This is a genomic window from Pseudomonas graminis (genome assembly GCF_004364335.1).
Classification (GTDB): domain Bacteria; phylum Pseudomonadota; class Gammaproteobacteria; order Pseudomonadales; family Pseudomonadaceae; genus Aquipseudomonas; species Aquipseudomonas graminis_D.
In genome coordinates this window covers 396,466-411,328 of sequence record NZ_SOCR01000005.1, presented here as the reverse complement: position 1 = coordinate 411,328, position 14,863 = coordinate 396,466, and the positions used below count along the sequence as shown (strand labels likewise).

At 58.8% G+C, this 14,863-nt stretch carries 16 protein-coding genes; 8 read left to right on the top strand and 8 right to left on the bottom strand.

Annotated elements, in window-relative coordinates:
* Positions 1-112: 112 nt before the first annotated feature.
* Positions 113-1,114, top strand: coding sequence for an LLM class flavin-dependent oxidoreductase (locus EC919_RS11815; RefSeq protein WP_133774075.1), 1,002 nt, complete (start codon positions 113-115; stop codon positions 1,112-1,114).
* Between the two features lie 86 nt (positions 1,115-1,200).
* On the opposite strand, the gene EC919_RS11810 is transcribed toward EC919_RS11815, so the two are convergent.
* Both EC919_RS11810 and EC919_RS11805 read right to left on the bottom strand, forming a co-directional pair.
* Entirely contained in the window at positions 1,201-1,425 is a 225-nt protein-coding gene (locus EC919_RS11810) for a DUF1161 domain-containing protein (protein ID WP_133774073.1), read from the bottom strand.
* 161 nt (positions 1,426-1,586) lie between these two features.
* Complete coding sequence (locus EC919_RS11805; protein ID WP_074886200.1) at positions 1,587-1,802, bottom strand: dodecin; 216 nt, start codon at positions 1,800-1,802, stop codon at positions 1,587-1,589.
* Positions 1,803-1,984: 182 nt separating this feature from the next.
* On the opposite strand from EC919_RS11805, the gene EC919_RS11800 reads away from it, so the two are divergent.
* Positions 1,985-2,308: a DUF883 family protein gene (locus tag EC919_RS11800; RefSeq protein ID WP_037017008.1), complete on the top strand. Its 324-nt coding sequence runs from the start codon at positions 1,985-1,987 to the stop codon at positions 2,306-2,308.
* On the opposite strand, the gene EC919_RS11795 is transcribed toward EC919_RS11800, so the two are convergent.
* Positions 2,309-3,208, bottom strand: coding sequence for a LysR family transcriptional regulator (locus EC919_RS11795; RefSeq protein ID WP_133774071.1), 900 nt, complete (start codon positions 3,206-3,208; stop codon positions 2,309-2,311).
* A gap of 120 nt (positions 3,209-3,328) precedes the next feature.
* Between EC919_RS11795 and trpB the strand changes: the two genes are divergently transcribed.
* The 3 genes from trpB to EC919_RS11780 all read left to right on the top strand — a co-directional run bounded on the left by trpB (position 3,329) and on the right by EC919_RS11780 (position 6,025).
* A complete protein-coding gene (trpB, locus tag EC919_RS11790) occupies positions 3,329-4,561 on the top strand; it encodes a tryptophan synthase subunit beta (RefSeq protein WP_133774069.1) in 1,233 nt (410 codons plus the stop codon).
* A complete protein-coding gene (gene trpA / locus EC919_RS11785) occupies positions 4,561-5,421 on the top strand; it encodes a tryptophan synthase subunit alpha (protein WP_133774067.1) in 861 nt (286 codons plus the stop codon). The genes trpB and trpA overlap by 1 nt, the downstream gene beginning before the upstream one ends.
* Before the next feature lie 76 nt (positions 5,422-5,497).
* Positions 5,498-6,025 (top strand): anti-virulence regulator CigR family protein, encoded by a 528-nt coding sequence (locus EC919_RS11780; protein WP_133774065.1) that lies wholly within the window; start codon positions 5,498-5,500, stop codon positions 6,023-6,025.
* A gap of 157 nt (positions 6,026-6,182) precedes the next feature.
* Here EC919_RS11780 and EC919_RS11775 read toward each other — a convergent pair whose 3' ends face one another.
* Positions 6,183-7,106 carry a hypothetical protein gene (locus EC919_RS11775; protein ID WP_133774063.1) on the bottom strand — a complete coding sequence of 308 codons (924 nt, stop codon included), beginning with the start codon at positions 7,104-7,106 and terminating at the stop codon, positions 6,183-6,185.
* A 443-nt stretch (positions 7,107-7,549) separates the two neighbouring features.
* Positions 7,550-8,500 (bottom strand): choline sulfate utilization transcriptional regulator, encoded by a 951-nt coding sequence (locus tag EC919_RS11770; protein WP_133774061.1) that lies wholly within the window; start codon positions 8,498-8,500, stop codon positions 7,550-7,552.
* A gap of 114 nt (positions 8,501-8,614) precedes the next feature.
* Here EC919_RS11770 and betC point away from each other — a divergent pair, with 114 nt between their 5' ends.
* Both betC and choX read left to right on the top strand, forming a co-directional pair.
* A complete protein-coding gene (gene betC, locus EC919_RS11765) occupies positions 8,615-10,120 on the top strand; it encodes a choline-sulfatase (RefSeq protein ID WP_133774059.1) in 1,506 nt (501 codons plus the stop codon).
* A 39-nt stretch (positions 10,121-10,159) separates the two neighbouring features.
* Positions 10,160-11,086 (top strand): choline ABC transporter substrate-binding protein, encoded by a 927-nt coding sequence (choX, locus tag EC919_RS11760; RefSeq protein ID WP_133774058.1) that lies wholly within the window; start codon positions 10,160-10,162, stop codon positions 11,084-11,086.
* A gap of 94 nt (positions 11,087-11,180) precedes the next feature.
* On the opposite strand, the gene aroE is transcribed toward choX, so the two are convergent.
* A complete protein-coding gene (aroE, locus tag EC919_RS11755; protein ID WP_133774056.1) occupies positions 11,181-12,008 on the bottom strand; it encodes a shikimate dehydrogenase in 828 nt (275 codons plus the stop codon).
* The gene (gene hemF, locus EC919_RS11750) at positions 12,008-12,928 is read right to left on the bottom strand and encodes an oxygen-dependent coproporphyrinogen oxidase (RefSeq protein ID WP_133774054.1); all 921 of its coding nucleotides are present in this window, start codon (positions 12,926-12,928) and stop codon (positions 12,008-12,010) included. The genes aroE and hemF overlap by 1 nt, the downstream gene beginning before the upstream one ends.
* A gap of 225 nt (positions 12,929-13,153) precedes the next feature.
* Here hemF and EC919_RS11745 point away from each other — a divergent pair, with 225 nt between their 5' ends.
* The gene (locus EC919_RS11745) at positions 13,154-14,131 is read left to right on the top strand and encodes an NADPH:quinone reductase (protein WP_133774052.1); all 978 of its coding nucleotides are present in this window, start codon (positions 13,154-13,156) and stop codon (positions 14,129-14,131) included.
* Positions 14,132-14,298: 167 nt separating this feature from the next.
* Here EC919_RS11745 and EC919_RS11740 read toward each other — a convergent pair whose 3' ends face one another.
* Positions 14,299-14,856, bottom strand: a complete 558-nt coding sequence (locus EC919_RS11740) for an L-threonylcarbamoyladenylate synthase (RefSeq protein WP_133774050.1) — start codon at positions 14,854-14,856, stop codon at positions 14,299-14,301.
* Positions 14,857-14,863 lie beyond the last annotated feature (7 nt).

Genomic DNA, 14,863 nt, shown 5'->3' with positions numbered 1-14,863 from the left:
TCCGCCCTTATCCTATGGCTTAACGCAAATATTTAGTCTTAATGCCGGTTTGCTCGCGTGATGTCCCCCGACGGATGTGCCGATCCAAGCCCAAGAGGATCAACAACGGCCTATGAAACGATTAGCTGATGTGAAGATTTCGACGCTCGATCTGGTGCCCGTCCGCGAAGACAAAGGCCCGGCGGAATCACTGCGTAATGCGCTGGATCTGGCGCAACACGTCGAGAAATGGGGCTACAACCGTTTCTGGGTGGCCGAGCACCACAATATGGATGGCATCGCCAGTTCGGCGACTTCAGTGCTGTTGGCCTATCTGGCCGGTGGTACATCGACCATTCGGGTCGGGTCGGGCGGAATCATGCTGCCCAATCACGCGCCGTTGGTGATCGCCGAGCAGTTCGGCACCCTGGAAAGCCTGTTCCCGGGGCGTATCGATCTGGGCCTCGGCCGCGCGCCGGGTTCCGATCAGATGACCGCTCGTGCCCTGCGTCGCGAGCGCTCCGGCAGTGCCGACGATTTCCCCGATGACGTGACTGAACTGGTCAATTACCTCGGCCCGCGTCAGCCTCATCAGCGGGTCATCGCCGTGCCGGGCGCCAACACCAATGTGCCGATCTGGCTGCTGGGTTCGAGCCTGTTCAGTGCGCAACTGGCCGGTGAGCGAGGCCTGCCGTATGCATTCGCGTCGCACTTCGCCCCACGTTTCATGCACGAAGCCATTCGCGTCTACCGCAGTCATTTCAGGCCTTCTGAAGTGCTCGACAAGCCCTACGTGATGCTCGGCGTACCTCTGGCCGCCGCAGAGACCGACGAACAAGCCGAGTACCTTGTGACATCGGTGTACCAACGCATCCTGAGTCTGATGCGTGGGCAGAGTCTGATGCAGAAGCCGCCCGTCGAGAGTATGAATGGATTGTGGCTGCCCCATGAACGTGATGCGGTGATGGATTTCCTGGGGCTGGCAGTCGTCGGCGGTCCGGAGAAGATTCGCGCGAAGCTGGACGTACTGCTTGAACAAACCGACGCAGACGAGCTGATCTTCACCTGCGACATGTACGAACACGCTGACCGCCTGCGCTCCTACGAGATCCTGGCACAGGCAGCCAGGGGCTGATTCAGGGCCGCGCGCTGAATCCGGTCCGCCATAAACAAAAAAACCGACGCCAGATGCGTCGGTTTTTTTGTATCTGCGCGCCAGTATCAGCCGCGCTTGTAAACAATTTCCTTGCTGCCGCCTTCGCAGGTGCCGACGACTTTACCGTCTGCCGAGCTGCCTTTTTCAACAGCTTCCAGCGTGTAGGAAGAAACGCCTTTGGCTTTGATCTTCGCGTCGATATCGGCTTTGACGTCATCGCACGATTTGCCAGCAGCCATCGTAGTGCCCGCAATGCTCAACAAGCCTATGGCCAACAGAACTTTTTTCATCGGTACATCCCCTCGTCAGGCGCAATTTTAGGATCAACAAGGCCGCTCCAATCGGGCGGCCTGACTACATGAACCTGCGTCATGAACCTTGGTGGGAGTCACGACTGCGCGGTATGTATAGCGAAGGTTGTGGCACTCGGCCACTTCAAAAGTTCAGCGACTCAGCTGTTGTCGATACGGAAACCGACCTTGATGGTCACCTGGAAGTGGCCGACTTTGCCGTCTTCGATGTGGCCGCGGGTTTCCAGCACTTCGAACCATTCCATCAGTTTCACGGACTTGGCAGCCTGTGCAATAGCGTTCTGGATCGCGTCGTCGGTGCCCACGGTCGATGACCCGACCAGCTCCAGCATTTTGTAGGTGTGATGATCAGACATGGCAGTTCTCCTGAAAGGTGGTGCGCGGTGGCAGCGCCGCAATGATTGTGTTCACTATCTCTGTGCCGAAATGCGGCCTAAAAGTTCAGAAGAAACGGTACTTCGCATCACGCACTGCACTTTCTCGAAACCCTGTAGTCGGAAACAACACACGCCACTCATCACAGCAGGAGAGTCAAATCATGGCATTCACGTCATCCCGTAAAGCGTCGTTGCAAAGCATGGAAGCCGAGATCGAGAGTCTGCTCAAGTCGCTGGAAGGCTTGAAGTCCGACGCTTCCGACGAGTCGCGCAAGACCCTGAAAAACTTGAAAGCCAACGCTGAAAGCGCACTGAGCCATTCGCGCAGCCTGTTGAGCGATGTCTATGAAGACGTCAAAGTCAAAACACGCGAAACCAGCGTTGCGACCCGTGATTACGCCCAAGAGCATCCTTGGACCACAGCAGGCGTCGCTGTTGGCGCAATCGGCCTGCTGGCCGCTTACCTGCTGTGCAAGCGCGGCTGATCAAGCCCGCCCCGATCGCTCGAGTTCCTGCTTGAGCCATCGAGCCAGGTGCTGAGCGCGTCCATCTGCGGCGCGTTTTGGTACCCACAACGCCAGCTGCGCCGGGGTTTCACTGAAGCCCCATGGCGCAGCCAGGCGCCCGGCTTTCAGGTCGTCAGCCACCAACGGCTCCGGTGCGATCGCCACTCCAAGTCCCGCAACGGCCGCTTCCAGTAAATAATACAAATGCTCGAAACCCTGTCCGTAGCTCAGTGCGTCGGGCTCGATGCCGTTTTGCATCGCCCAGGCCGGCCAGGCTTGCAGGCGCGATGTGGTCTGCAGCAACGGCTCGCCCACAAGAGCCTGTGCAGGTGCGTGCCGCAGCTCTTGAAACCTCGCGAATCGCGGACTCAACACAGGGCCGATACGCTCGCTGGCGAGCTCGAACACCTGCATGTCTGCCGGCCACGGCGGCTCGGCGAATATCAGCAGCGCGTCCAGCCCGGGCCGTCGCGGATCAAGGTCGCCTTCTCCCGCAGATAAGTGAAGCCGCAGGTCGGGAAGGTCCGCGTTCAACCGCCCCAGCCGCGGGATGAACCAGCGTGCCAGCAAGCTTCCGGAACAACCCAGCACGAACGGCGCATCGGCACTGCCCTTGCTTAGCTCGGCACAGACGCTGCGTAGACGATCAAACGCTTCGCCACTTGCATCGCGCAACCGAATCCCTGCATCTGTGAGTTTCAGGCCACGTCCGTCCTTGATGAACAGGCCAACACCCAAGTGCTCTTCCAGCACTTTCAATTGACGACTCACGGCACCATGGGTTACGTGCAATTGCTCAGCGGCCTGACTGACACTGTTTAGCCGGGCTGTGGCTTCGAAGGCACGCAATGCGTTGAGAGGGGGAAGGTCTCGGCTCATGGGATAGGTGAGTTTTCCTGACAGGTTGCGCCTATCTTATCGGTTTTCATCGTCGCTGGCGCTGGTTAGAGTGTGATCACTGCCTGACGGCTCATCTTATTCGCATCCCCGGAGGTCCACATGACCCAGACTCAGACGCAGAATGCCTACAGCACCGGCCCGGACGACCGCGGCATGTTCGGCGGGTTCGGCGGCCGTTATGTCGCTGAAACGCTGATGCCGCTGATTCTTGATCTGAACCGCGAGTACGAGATCGCGAAGACAGATCCATCCTTCCTGAACGATATCGCCTACTTCCAACGCGATTACGTGGGCCGCCCAAACCCGCTTTATTTTGCCGAGCGCCTGACCGAATACTGTGGCGGCGCGAAGATTTACCTGAAGCGCGAAGAGCTCAACCACACCGGCGCGCACAAGATCAACAACTGCATCGGCCAGATTCTGCTGGCGCGGCGTATGGGCAAAAAACGCATCATCGCCGAGACCGGTGCCGGCATGCACGGCGTTGCCACCGCCACCGTGGCGGCACGCTTTGGCCTGGAATGCGTCATCTACATGGGCACCACTGACATCGAACGTCAGCAAGCCAACGTGTTTCGCATGAAGCTGCTGGGCGCCACGATCATTCCCGTGGTCTCCGGTACCGGCACGCTGAAAGATGCCATGAATGAGGCGCTGCGTGACTGGGTCACCAATGTCGACAGCACCTTCTATCTGATCGGCACCGTCGCCGGCCCGCATCCTTACCCGGCGATGGTCCGCGATTTCCAGGCCGTCATCGGCAAGGAAACCCGTGTGCAGATGCAGGAGCACGAAGGTCGTCTGCCGGACAGCCTGGTGGCGTGCATCGGCGGTGGCTCCAATGCCATGGGCCTGTTTTACCCGTTCCTCGACGATACGAGTGTGCGCATCATCGGGGTGGAAGCTGCGGGTCACGGCATCGAAACCGGCAAACATGCCGCCAGCCTGAACGGCGGTGTTCCGGGCGTGCTGCATGGTAACCGTACCTTCCTGCTGCAGGACGACGATGGCCAGATCACCGACGCCCACTCGATTTCAGCCGGCCTCGATTATCCAGGCATTGGTCCTGAGCACGCTTGGTTGCACGACGTTGGGCGCGTCGAATATACGTCCGTCACCGATGATGAGGCGCTGGCTGCATTCCACCGCTGCTGCCGTCTCGAAGGCATCATCCCGGCGCTGGAAACCGCTCACGCTCTGGCTGAAGTGTTCAAACGTGCGCCAAACCTGCCGAAGGATCACCTGATGGTGGTCAACCTGTCCGGTCGTGGCGACAAGGACATGCAAACCGTGATGCACCACCTGGATATGTCCCAGCAGGAGAAACACTGATGAGCCGCCTGCAAACGCGTTTTGCCGAACTGAAAGAACACAATCGCGCGGCCCTGGTGACCTTCATCACGGCAGGCGATCCGGGCTACGACACTTCGCTGGCGATCCTCAAGGGACTGCCTGAGGCAGGTGCCGATGTCATCGAACTGGGTATGCCGTTCACTGACCCGATGGCCGACGGCCCGGCGATTCAGCTGGCCAACATTCGCGCTCTTAATGCCAAGCAAAACCTGGCAAAAACCCTGCAGATGGTTCGCGAATTCCGTGAAGGAGACAGCACTACACCGCTGGTGCTGATGGGTTATTACAACCCGATCCACAATTACGGCATCGAGCGCTTCATCTCCGAAGCGCATTCATCGGGTGTGGACGGCCTGATCGTGGTGGACCTGCCGCCAGAGCACAACGCCGAACTGTGCGACCCTGCTCAGGACGCCGGTCTGGACTTCATCCGTCTGACGACCCCGACCACCGACGACGTTCGCTTGCCTACGGTGCTCAATGGCAGTTCCGGTTTCGTTTACTACGTGTCGGTAGCAGGCGTGACGGGTGCCGGCTCCGCAACGATTGATCACGTCAAAGATGCCGTGCAACGCCTGCGCCGCCATACCAATCTGCCGATCAGTGTCGGCTTCGGGATTCGTACAGCTGAACAAGCGGCAGCCATTGCGCGCGTGGCCGATGGTGTCGTCGTCGGCTCGGCATTGATTGACCAGATCGCAAGCGCGTCTTCGCCTGAGCAAGCGGTCAGCGGCGTGCTGGGGTTGTGTGCGCAGTTGTCGGAAGGCGTGCGTAAGGCCCGCGTCGCCGAAGGTAAAGTTTCTGATACAGAGGAATCTCGGTCTCTGGCAGCACACTAAGCCGTACAGCGAAGGGGTTCAGGACCACGTCCTGAACCCCTTTTTGCTGCCCGTATTTTGCTCAGGAGCGCGCTACATGAAAGTCTCGAATCGTTTGATCGCCGGGTTGGGCGTGTTGATGCTCAGCGCCAGCGCGCTGGTTCAGGCTGCCCCACCCGATCAACGCGGCGGCGATGACAACGGCCCGGGCCAACATCAGGACCACGGCCAGCCAGGCGGTCCGCAGGGCGATCGCGGCAATGGCAACGGCAATAGCAACGGCAACGGCAACGGCAACGGCAACGACCATCGCAACGAACCGCGTGCCGATAACCGTGGCAATAATCAACGTGGCGGGCGTCCTCCTGCCGACTTCGGCGACGTGCGCCGGACCATCAGCGAACACCGGGAAATCATCGGTCGCGGTCAGCCGCTGCCCCCTGGCGTCCACATCATCAAAGGCCACCCGCTGCCACGCGGTTATGGGCGTCGACTGGACCAACGCTCGCTGCAATACCTGCCTCAATACGATGGCTACGAATGGCGCCGCCTGGGCCCGGACGTCGTGCTGATCGCAATCGGCAGCGGGATCGTCTATGAAATCCTGGATGGCGTGCTGAATTAAGGCCCCTCTGAATCGCGTCCGTCCATGCACGTGAGATGGACGCAAATCTGTAGGAGCGCGCTTGCCCGCGAATGCGTTGTGTCAGCAGTGCAAATCGCGATGACTCACCGCCTTTCGTGATCAAGCGCGCTCAAATAAGGATCAGTAGTTAGTCATATCACTCTAGCCAGAAAACTGGCCCACGCCCCCCTCCACCGGTTTGTTCATATCCACTCCCGGGATGGCCCCTATGGGTCGTCGGCGGGGGAAGGCGTGGCCGCCTGCGAGGCTTACGTACCGGTTGGACTGGTACTCGCGGAGGCGCAGGTATTGGGGGCGGTGGCGTAGTAGCGGCATTTGGCACGGGTAGTGGAGTTGCTGCGGGTGCGGGTGTCCATGTCGGTATAATCGTACCCGCTGGCACGGGTCCTAAAACGGCGTTGGTAATATCCTTGAAAAGATCACCAATTCGATCGGCGATCATACCAGTGGTCCCTCTCGCAACAGCCGCGATTGTTGATGGGGTATCAACTCGCGAGCGCCAGTTATCAGCAACAGCTTTCATATCCGCGTTGCCAATGGTTGAAACAGTTGCCATAAAAGTCTCTGTCCTCATGATAATCAGAGCTTCTGCGACCGGATCACCTGCGGATTCCAAAGTTTCCATCCAATACCGCTCCCTTATCTCATCATTTGCCATGACGTTGAAAACTGAATTCAGCGTCCAAGCGTCGGCGGAATAGCCGAGATATGCTAAAACCTTGTTGTGGATCTCCCATGCCTCCCGATGATTTATATCTCTATTGACCACGCCTTGACTTTTGTACTGTGCGTTGAGCACATCCAAGTAAGCTTGAGCCATTCTGTCATAGACAAAGCGAATCGAATTTTCCGTAAATCGGGCGCCGTCGCGCTGCGCAGTTAGCCGTAGAAAGTTAACCGCCGCCGAGCCCGATGGCGAATGGGGGTCAATAATACCTCCAGCAAGTGCTGCATATTTATAGCCATAGGATTGAAGTGCCTCATACATAAGTTCAGGGGATTCGTGTTTAAGCAATATATTCAGCATATCAATATCATTTTTATTTAGTTGCGCAGGCATTATTAAGTCCAACCCTTTGAATGTGTGACAGTCATATTAACCAGCCAAAGCTGTAGTATCTGAAAAAGAAAAGCAGGAGATAAGCAATCAAAACTGCCCTGCATGCGTTAAGACAGAAAATAATAAGCCTTCTGTTCAAACGCTCGCCAAACCATCGCCAAGTCGCTATCAAGTTCACCCTTGCATTTAACAGCATCTTCGTAAGCCGGATTCGCATGGTGAATTCCTACATGACAATTAGCTTTGACAAAAGTGGATGCAGTGATCCCGATTGCCATACCCCAGTTGCATGTAGGAAATAATCTTAAGTGACTGCAGTTGTAAACCTCACCGAGTCCGACAAGTCTGTAGGAATCTTCTGGAATAAAAATTAATGTTGGGAGGCGAACGGCGCCGCAATGATCCGCGACCAGAGCGGTGTCGGTATGTTTCTGTTAACGCCTTTAAACCGCAATCGACGGCAGCGCCTTGCCCTTCAACAAATCCCCGCTCAACGCCTGCTCACTTCGTAACCAATCTACGAACCTCTGCACGATCTGCACGCGCCGTTTGCGTTGCGGCAAAACGATGTAATAGCCATATCCGGAGACGGCGCTGGCTTCGATAGGGCGGCATAGCAACCCCTGCTCCAGCAAATCATCTACCAGATGTCGCCAGCCGATGGCCACGCCCTGGCCGCCGATCGCCGCCTGAATCATCAGCGTGTAATTATCGAATCGCAGCTGCCCCGGAGCGGGTGCCTGAGGGATATTCAGGGCGCGGAACACGCCACCCCAGTCAAACCAGTTGTTGCCCCCTTCGCCACGAAGGTGCAGGAGCGCGAAGTCTTTCAGCGCATCGGTGGGCAAGGGCAGGTCGCGCCCCTTCAGCAACTGTGGACTGCAGACCGGGAATACTTCCTCGCTGAACAACCAGTGGCTTTCTCCCTGCTTGAAACGGCCGTCGCCAAACAACACGGCCACGTCGATATCTGCACGCAGCATGCTGTGACTGCGCTCGCTGGTAACCAGGCTGACGTCGACGTCGGGGTTGTCCTTGTGGAAACGGTGCAGGCGCGGCATCAGCCAATAGGCAGCGAAGGCGAAGTCCGTCGCCACTTGCAGCACCTCGTGCTGATGCTGCTCGGTGATTGCGGTGAGCCCGGTGTCCATCGACTGGAGCCCGGTCTGTACGTGATTGAACAAGATCAGCCCGGCGTCCGTCAGCTCGATACCGCGATAGATGCGATCAAACAGCCGCATCGCCAGTTGCTCCTCCAGTCGCTTGATTTGCTGGCTGATGGCCGGTTGAGTGGTGCCGAGCTCGATGGCCGCAGCGGTAAAACTGCGCAACCGTGCGGCGGCCTCAAAGCCGCGAAGCAAATCCAGCGACATGGCACCAAGGGCTTCAAACATAAACTGCACTTATCCTAGGCATTGCCTCTCATGGGCTTTACCGCAGACGGCATGGGCACCATCCTCGGTCGGAGCACTTTCGCATAAATAATGACTATGGGATGCCGCGAATACATGAAGCGCAAGAACATTCTTTTCATCATGGCCGATCAGATGGCCGCGCCCATGTTGCCGATGTACGCCACTTCTCCGATCAAAATGCCCCACTTGAGTCGCCTCGCTGCTGAAGGTGTGGTGTTCGACGCCGCCTACTGCAACAGTCCGCTGTGCGCACCGTCGCGTTTCACGCTGGTGAGCGGGCAGTTGCCGAGCAAGATCGGCGCCTACGACAACGCCGCCGACTTCCCGGCTGATGTGCCGACCTACGCCCACTACCTGCGTCGTCTCGGCTATCGCACAGCACTGTCCGGCAAGATGCACTTCTGTGGTCCTGATCAGTTGCACGGCTACGAAGAGCGCCTGACCAGCGACATCTATCCGGCCGACTATGGTTGGGCGGTGAACTGGGACGAACCGGACGTGCGCCCGACCTGGTACCACAACATGTCATCGGTCTTACAAGCCGGACCTTGCGTGCGCACCAATCAGCTCGATTTCGACGAAGAAGTGGTGTTCAAGGCTCAGCAGTATCTGTTCGATCATGTACGCGAAGACGGCGATCAGCCGTTTTGCCTGACGGTGTCGATGACCCATCCCCACGATCCATACACCATTCCCAAGTCTTACTGGAATTTGTACAGCGACGAAGAAATCCCGATGCCCCACGCGCCGTTGGCCCAGTCCGAACAGGATCCGCATTCCCAGCGCCTGCTGAAGGTCTATGACCTGTGGGACAAGCCGCTGCCCGAGCAAAAGATTCGCGATGCACGCCGCGCCTATTTCGGCGCCTGCAGCTACATTGATGACAACGTCGGCAAACTGCTGAAGACCCTTGAAGAAACCGGACTGGCTGACGACACGATCATTGTGTTTTCCGGCGACCATGGCGACATGCTGGGTGAGCGCGGGCTCTGGTACAAAATGCACTGGTTCGAGATGTCGGCGCGGGTGCCATTGCTGGTGTACGCTCCGGGACAGTTCAAGGCCGGTCGTGTGCAGGCCGCAGTGTCGACCGCTGACTTGTTGCCGACCTTTGTGGCGCTGGCTGACGGTCAACTGGACGCCGGCTTACCGCTCGATGGCCGCTCACTATTGCCGCACCTGCAAGGCGAGGGCGGCCACGACGAGGTGTTTGGCGAGTACATGGCCGAGGGCACCAACAGTCCGCTGATGATGATTCGTCGCGGCGCGTACAAATTCATTTATTCGGAACGGGACCCATGTCTGCTGTATGACGTGCACAACGATCCGAAGGAGCAGGAAGAGTTGAGTCGATCCGAGGCTCATCGCGACCTGTTCGCTGCGTTCCTGGCCGAAGCAAAGGCCAAGTGGGACATTCCGGCGATACACCACCAGGTGCTCGCCAGTCAGCGACGCCGGCGGTTCGTCGCCGAGTCGCTGGCCATCGGCAAGCTGAAGAGTTGGGATCACCAGCCGCTGGTCGACGCCAGTCAGCAGTACATGCGCAACCACATTGATCTGGACGATCTGGAGCGCAAGGCCCGTTATCCGCAACCTTGAACCCTGCCAACACTTAGAAAACCAAAAAAGGGGCACACCATGAATAAGCTGTTCACCACGCTGGCGGTTGGGGTCTTGAGCTTGAGCAGCGTCGTGGCCTATGCCGCTGACGCTAGCTGCAGCACCGTACGGATGGCCGATCCAGGCTGGAGCGATATCGCTGCGACCAACGCCACCGCAGGCTTTTTGCTCGACGGTATGGGCTACAAAGCCAAGATCGACACCCTGGCGGTGCCGATCGCCTACGGCGGTCTGAAGGACGGGCAACTGGACGTCTTTCTCGGTAACTGGATGCCGGCCCAGCAGGGCTTCTACGACAAGTTCATCGCCACGGGTGACGTGACGCAATACGCGAAGAACCTGGAAGGCACCGAGTTCACCCTCGCGGTTCCGGATTATGTCTACGATGCGGGCATTCACGACTTCGCCGACCTGAACAAATTTGCCGACAAATTCCACAAGAAGATTTACGGCATCGGTTCGGGGGCTCCGGCCAACGCCTCGATTCAGGAGATCATCAAAAAGAACGAGTTCGAACTGGGTGACTGGAAGTTGGTGGAGTCCAGCGAGCAGGCGATGCTGGCCGAAGTGCAGCGCAACGTGAAGAAAAAGGAATTCGTGGTGTTCCTCGGCTGGACGCCGCACCCGATGAACGTGCAGATCAAAGGCATGCACTACCTCAAAGGCGGCGAGAAGTACTTCGGTGAGACCGGCAGCGTCTACACCGTAACCCGCAAAGGTTACGCCGACGCCTGCCCGAATGTGGCCAAGCTGCTTTCCAACCTGGTGTTCACCCAGGACATGGAAAACTCGATCATGCAGACCGTGGTGGACAAGAAGGTCAGCAACACGGAGGCGGTGAAAGCATGGTTGAAAGCCAATCCGGCGGTGCTGGACAAATGGCTCGACGGCGTGAAAACCGTTGACGACAAGGATGCGCTGCCAGCGGTGAAGGCCAAGTTGTAAGCGCCGACAAGAAGCATCGCGAGCAAGCTCACTCCTACAGGGCCAATATCAGTCTGTAGGAGTGAGCTTGCTCGCGATGAGGTCGGTACATTCGCTAGGTCTGCGCCATCAACCGCCGCAGTTCCGCCAGTACCGGTGCTGATTCCGGTCGCACGCCACGCCACAGGTAAAACGCCTCGGCGGCCTGCTCGACCAACATTCCCAAACCATCCACGGATTGCCCGGCGCTGTGTTCAGACGCCCAGCGACAGAACGCGGTCGGTTCTTTGGCGTACATCATGTCGTAGCAGAAGGTCACGCCCGGCTGAATGAGGCTGGGCGCAATCGGTGGCACCTCGCCTGACAGACTGGCCGACGTGGCGTTGATGATGATGTCCACCGGTTCCTCCAGCCAGTCATAGCCTGCAGGCAGCACCGGGCCAATGTCGGCGAATTCCTGGGCCAGTTGTTCAGCCTTTCCCACCGTGCGATTGGCGACCACCAGCACGTAGGGATCTTCCGCCAGCAAGGGTTCCAGCGCGCCACGCACTGCGCCGCCAGCGCCGAGCACAAGGATGCGTTTGTCCTTGAGGGTGACGCCATGATTGACCTTAAGGTCCCGAACCAGGCCTGCGCCGTCCGTGTTGTCACCCAACAGGCTGCCATCCGCTCGAAGTGCCAGCGTATTGACCGCCCCGGCACGACGACCGCGCTCCGTCAGCTGATCGGCCATCCGGTACGCTTCTTCCTTGAACGGGACGGTGACGTTGGCGCCCCGGCCTGTCTCAAAAAACGCCTTGGCGTAAGCGGTGAAGCCGTCCAGTGGCGCCAGCGAGGTCTGGTAGTCCAGCGCCTGACCGGTTTGCTCGGCGAACAGGCGATGGATCAGCGGGGATTTGCTGTGGCCGATAGGGTTGCCGAAAACAACGTACTGGTCGGTCATCACTGTGCCGCCTCAGCCAGCCAGTCGCGATCCTGCAGAAAATACTCGGTCAGGCGGGCTTCCTCGCTGCCCGGCTCGGCTTTCCAGTCATAGCCCCAGCGCACTTGCGGCGGCAGCGACATGAGGATCGATTCAGTGCGGCCACCCGATTGCAGCCCGAACAAGGTGCCGCGGTCGTACACCAGATTGAATTCCACGTAACGCCCGCGGCGGAATTCCTGAAACTCACGTTGCTGCGGCGTGTACGGCGTGTCTTTGCGGCGCTGAACGATGGGCAGATAAGCCTCGACGAATGCATCGCCGATGGCGCGGATGAACGCGAAGCTGGTGTCGAAATCCCACTCGTTGAGGTCGTCGAAAAACAATCCACCGACGCCGCGGGGCTCATTGCGGTGCTTGATATGGAAGTAGCGATCGCACCACGCCTTGTAGCGGGGATAAACGTCGGCGCCGAAAGGCGCGCAAGCCTGCTCGGCAACGCGGTGCCAATGAACGCAGTCTTCCTCGACGCCGTAATAGGGCGTCAGGTCAAAGCCGCCGCCGAACCACCACACCGGCTCTTCGCCTTCTTTCTCTGCGATAAAGAACCGCACATTGGCGTGGGCAGTTGGCACGTGAGGGTTGTGCGGGTGCATCACCAGCGACACGCCGAGGGCTTCGAAACCACGCCCTGCCAGTTCTGGACGGTGGGCGCTGGCTGAGGGCGGGAGGCCTGCGCCGAACACGTGGGAAAAATTGACCCCGCCCTTTTCGAGGATGTGGCCGTTCTCGATGACCCGGGTGCGTCCGCCACCGCCAGCCGGCCGTTCCCAGGCGTCTTCGACGAAACGGGTGTTGCCATCTTCGGTTTCCAGCGCGGCGCAAATGCGATCCTGAAGGTCGAGCAAGTAGGCTTTGACGGCATCGGTGCGAAAGGACATGGCGGTACCTGCATAAACTGAAACGTGCGTCGGGAGCGGGATTCGACCGGCCTTGGCATTGATAGCACGCCTCGCTGAGCAAATCCCGTCGGCGAAATTCGGCCCGTAGCATATCACCGGCTCGGCGGATGCCGCAGTTGACGAAGCGACGACGAAGGAGTCCGATAGAGCCCTTTCGCATCGACAGTCATCCCCTGCAAGTCCGATCCATGACGGAGAAAGCAAATGGCAAAACGTATCCAGTTCAAGGCTTATGGCGGTCCGGAAGTGCTCGAGTACGTGGACTTCGAACCCCCGGCGCCAGGCCCGAAAGACGTGCTCGTGCGTAACAAGGCGATTGGCGTCAACTTCATCGAGACCTACTTTCGCAGCGGCCTGTACCCGGCGCCGTCGTTACCGTCAGGGTTGGGTAACGAAGGCGCGGGCCTGGTTGAAGCGATTGGCAGTGAAGTCACCCACGTCAAAGTCGGCGATCGGGTGGTATACGGCACAGGCCCATTAGGTGCATACGGGGACGTCCACCTAACGCCGGCCGCGAACATTGCCAAGCTGCCTGACGGCATCAGCTTCGAGCAGGGCGCCGCCGTTATGCTCAAGGGCCTGACCGTGCAGTACCTGTTCCGCCAGACCTACGAAATCCGCCCTGAAGAAACCATTCTGTTCCATGCCGCTGCCGGCGGCGTGGGATCGATCGCCTGCCAGTGGGCCAACGCCTTGGGCGTCAAGCTCATCGGCACGGTCAGCTCGGCGGAGAAGGCTGCGCACGCCAAGGCGCTCGGCGCGTGGGAAGTCATCGATTACAGCAAGGAAGACGTCGTTCAGCGTGTACTGGAATTGACCAACGGCAAGAAGGTCCCGGTGGTCTACGACGGCGTGGGCAAAGACACGTGGGAAACGTCTCTGAATTGTCTGGAATTGCGAGGCCTGCTGGTCAGCTTCGGCAATGCATCAGGCGCGGTGACCGGCGTGAACCTTGGTGTTCTCGCTCAAAAAGGCTCGCTCTACGTCACGCGGCCGACATTGGGCTCCTACGCGAACACCCCGCAAGCCTTGCAGGCAATGGCGGATGAAGTGTTTGAAATGGTTGCCACCGGCAAAGTGAAGGTCGACGACATCCAGAAGTTCGCCCTCAAGGATGCCGCAAAGGCGCACACCGAACTGTCAGGCCGCAGAACAGTCGGGTCGATCATCCTGGTGCCTTGATCCCGCATTTGATGTTGTAGGAGCGCGCTTGCCCGCGAATGCGTTGTGTCAGTCGCTCAATGCGTAACAGGTATATCTGATTCGCGGGCAAGCGCGCTCCTACAGGTTCCACCGCTTAGGCAAGTCGCGGTCAGACCAAAACCATTCAAAAGCAGGCAGGAGAATGCTTAGCCCGCCCTTACCACCTCAGCCGTCACCAGGTCCCGGATCACACTCGGATTGCGGCGCCCACCGAGACTGCCACTCAGCACCATGTCCAGTTGCTCGTGGAAATATTGTTCAACGCGCAACCGCGAGCGGGCGGCAGGGCGACCGGTAGGGTTGGCAGAAGTCGACACCAGCGGGCCGGTCAAGGCGCACAGCTCCCGTACGGTCGGGTGATCGCTGACCCGGAGGGCGACGGTGTCGTGCTTTCCGGTGATCCAGTCCGGCAACAGGCCTTGATGGGGCACCAGCCAGGTATTCGGTCCCGGCCAGGTGCTGGCCATGCGATCAATCCACAGCTCAGGGAAGTCCTCGAAGAGGAAATCAAACTGACGGATGTTGTCTGCGATCAGGATCAAGCCCTTATCAACAGGCCGCGCCTTGATTGCCAGCAAGCGATACACCGCCTCTGCATCCCAAGGGTCACAGCCCAACCCCCACACCGCTTCGGTTGGATAGGCAATTACCGCCCCGGCCCGAATTTCTCGTGCGGCTTGCTGCACTCGCCAACTGCTGACCATCGTCCGT

What these genes read in the sequence shown, in the direction of transcription:
- EC919_RS11815 (WP_133774075.1), top strand. Translation starts at nt 113, where the DNA reads ATGAAACGATTAGCTGATGTGAAGATTTCGACGCTCGATCTGGTGCCC.
- EC919_RS11780 (WP_133774065.1), top strand. Translation starts at nt 5,498, where the DNA reads ATGAAAGTCTCGAATCGTTTGATCGCCGGGTTGGGCGTGTTGATGCTC.
- betC (WP_133774059.1), top strand. Translation starts at nt 8,615, where the DNA reads ATGAAGCGCAAGAACATTCTTTTCATCATGGCCGATCAGATGGCCGCG.
- EC919_RS11775 (WP_133774063.1), bottom strand. Translation starts at nt 7,106, where the DNA reads ATGCCTGCGCAACTAAATAAAAATGATATTGATATGCTGAATATATTG.
- EC919_RS11795 (WP_133774071.1), bottom strand. Translation starts at nt 3,208, where the DNA reads ATGAGCCGAGACCTTCCCCCTCTCAACGCATTGCGTGCCTTCGAAGCC.
- EC919_RS11745 (WP_133774052.1), top strand. Translation starts at nt 13,154, where the DNA reads ATGGCAAAACGTATCCAGTTCAAGGCTTATGGCGGTCCGGAAGTGCTC.
- choX (WP_133774058.1), top strand. Translation starts at nt 10,160, where the DNA reads ATGAATAAGCTGTTCACCACGCTGGCGGTTGGGGTCTTGAGCTTGAGC.
- trpB (WP_133774069.1), top strand. Translation starts at nt 3,329, where the DNA reads ATGACCCAGACTCAGACGCAGAATGCCTACAGCACCGGCCCGGACGAC.
- EC919_RS11800 (WP_037017008.1), top strand. Translation starts at nt 1,985, where the DNA reads ATGGCATTCACGTCATCCCGTAAAGCGTCGTTGCAAAGCATGGAAGCC.
- aroE (WP_133774056.1), bottom strand. Translation starts at nt 12,008, where the DNA reads ATGACCGACCAGTACGTTGTTTTCGGCAACCCTATCGGCCACAGCAAA.
- EC919_RS11770 (WP_133774061.1), bottom strand. Translation starts at nt 8,500, where the DNA reads ATGTTTGAAGCCCTTGGTGCCATGTCGCTGGATTTGCTTCGCGGCTTT.
- hemF (WP_133774054.1), bottom strand. Translation starts at nt 12,928, where the DNA reads ATGTCCTTTCGCACCGATGCCGTCAAAGCCTACTTGCTCGACCTTCAG.
- trpA (WP_133774067.1), top strand. Translation starts at nt 4,561, where the DNA reads ATGAGCCGCCTGCAAACGCGTTTTGCCGAACTGAAAGAACACAATCGC.
- EC919_RS11740 (WP_133774050.1), bottom strand. Translation starts at nt 14,856, where the DNA reads ATGGTCAGCAGTTGGCGAGTGCAGCAAGCCGCACGAGAAATTCGGGCC.
- EC919_RS11805 (WP_074886200.1), bottom strand. Translation starts at nt 1,802, where the DNA reads ATGTCTGATCATCACACCTACAAAATGCTGGAGCTGGTCGGGTCATCG.
- EC919_RS11810 (WP_133774073.1), bottom strand. Translation starts at nt 1,425, where the DNA reads ATGAAAAAAGTTCTGTTGGCCATAGGCTTGTTGAGCATTGCGGGCACT.